Annotated in this window: 2 protein-coding genes; one reads left to right on the top strand and one right to left on the bottom strand. The window is 75.8% G+C overall.

Going from position 1 to position 2,036, the window contains the following annotated elements:
* Positions 1-116: 116 nt before the first annotated feature.
* Positions 117-935 (bottom strand): SAM-dependent methyltransferase, encoded by an 819-nt coding sequence (locus tag ACFV4N_RS42515; protein ID WP_499678368.1) that lies wholly within the window; start codon positions 933-935, stop codon positions 117-119.
* A 178-nt stretch (positions 936-1,113) separates the two neighbouring features.
* Here ACFV4N_RS42515 and dacB point away from each other — a divergent pair.
* Positions 1,114-2,036, top strand: a 923-nt coding sequence (gene dacB, locus ACFV4N_RS42510) for a D-alanyl-D-alanine carboxypeptidase/D-alanyl-D-alanine endopeptidase (protein WP_499678367.1), incomplete at its 3' end; no start/stop codon positions are given.

The following is a 2,036-nucleotide window of genomic DNA, read 5'->3' as shown; positions in this document are numbered from 1 at the left end:
CGCCTACGTGCCCGACGACACCCAGCTGGTGGACGCGGGGCGGGGCCCCGCCCCGGGCCCGCGCACCCCCAGGGGCGGGGGGGGGCCGCCCCCCCCCCGCCCCCCCCCCAGGAGGTCTACTCCACCCTCGCGACGCCGCCGTAGCCGAGCGGGCGCGCCGGGCTCTCGCGCTCCGCCGGGCTGTCCGGGCGCCAGTCGGGCAGGAACACCAGGCCCGGTTCGACCAGGCTCGTGCCGTCGAACCAGCCGAGGACCTCCTCGCGGGTGCGGACGTGGACGCGGTCCTCGGTGGCGGCGTAGGCGTCCACCAGGCGCGCCACCTCGGCCCGCAGCCCCGGCGCCGCGTGCTCGTCGGCGATGTGCGAGATCGCCAGGAGGCTGCCCGGCGCCAACCGCCGCCGGTAGGTCGCGACCAGGTCGCCGGGGCGGTCCTCGTCGGAGAGGAACAGCAGCACCCCGACCATGAGCAGCGCCACCGGCTCGGAGAAGTCGATGAGCCGCCGGGTCTCCGGGTGGCCGAGGACCCTCGCGGGTTCCCGGATGTCGGCCTGGACGATCGTCGCGAACGGGTCGCCCGCCAGCAGTTGCCGCGCGTAGGCGCAGGCCACCGGCTCGTGGTCCACGTACACGACGCGGCAGCCCCGGGCCACCTGGCCGGCGACCTCGTGCACGTTGCCGACGGTCGGGATGCCCGAACCCAGGTCGAGGAACTGGCGGACGCCACGCCCGACGCAGAACTCCACCACCCGGCGCAGGAACGACCGGTTGAGCTTGGTGACGGCGGGCACCGACGGCGCGATCTCCAGCACCCGGTGGGCGAAGGCGCGGTCGACCGCGAAGCTGTTCGCGCCGCCGAGGAAGTAGTCGTAGGCGCGGGCGGCCGAGGGCACGTTCACGTCCACGTCGTCGCGCGGCCCGGAGGACGAGGAGAACACGGCGTTGGACCTTCCGAGTGCGTGCGCGGCCCGGCTTCCCCGGAACGTGGCCGGACCGAGCGCCCGGAGCCTAGCCCGGAGGGGCTGACCCGGCACGTCAATCACCCTGTCGTGTGATGCCACCGGTTCCGCGCGAACCCCGTCGACCGCGCCGGCCGCCACCGGCAGAATCCGAGGCATGACCAGTCGGCCACGATCGACCGCCCTGCTCGCCTCCCTGTCACTCGTCCTCGGCCTCACCGCCGCGGCCGCCGCCGATGTCGCCGACCCGCTGGCGGCGGACCTCGACCGCCTCCTCGCCGACCCCCGGCTCACCTCGTCCGCGGTGGGCCTGGTGGTGCGCGACGCCGGCACCGGCGACCTGCTCTACAGCCGCTCGGGCCACACCCGCTTCCAGCCCGCCTCGACCGCGAAGCTCGTCACCAGCGCGGTCGCGCTCGACGGCCTCGGGCCCGACCACCGCTGGACGACCGACCTGGTCGCCACCGCGGCCGTGCAGGGCGGCGAACTCGCCGGCGACCTCTACCTGCGCGGCACCGGCGACCCGACGATGATGGCCCGCGACTACGACGACCTGGCCGCGCAACTGGCCGCCTCCGGCGTGCGGACCGTGCGCGGCGCGCTCGTCGCGGACGACACCTGGTTCGACTCCGTGCCGCTGGGCACCGGCTGGGCGTGGGACGACGAGCCGTACTACTACAGCGCCCAGACCTCGGCGCTGACCTTCGCCCCGGACACCGACTACGACTCGGGGGCCGTCGCCGTCCGGGTCTCCCCCGGCGCCGCGGGCGGTCCGGCGCAGGTGAGCGTGACCCCGCCGGTGGACCTCGACATCCGCAACACCGCCACCACGACCGCCAACGGCGGCGGCGTCCAGGTCAGCCGCGCGCACGGCACGAACGTCGTGCACGTCAGCGGCTCGATCGCGCCGGGCGCGGCGGCCCAGGCCGCCTACATCTCGGTCGACGACCCGACCGCGCTGACCGCCGGGCTGTTCCGGAAGTCCTTGGCGGCCGCGGGCGTCACCGTCGTCGGCGGGACCGAGTTCCGCGCCGCGCCGGCATCGGCCCGGGTGCTCGCCACCCACCGGTCGATGCCGCT

It is taken from the genome of Actinosynnema sp. NPDC059797, assembly GCF_042732085.1.
Lineage (GTDB): Bacteria > Actinomycetota > Actinomycetes > Mycobacteriales > Pseudonocardiaceae > Actinosynnema.
This window is presented reverse-complemented; position numbering and strand designations above follow the sequence as displayed.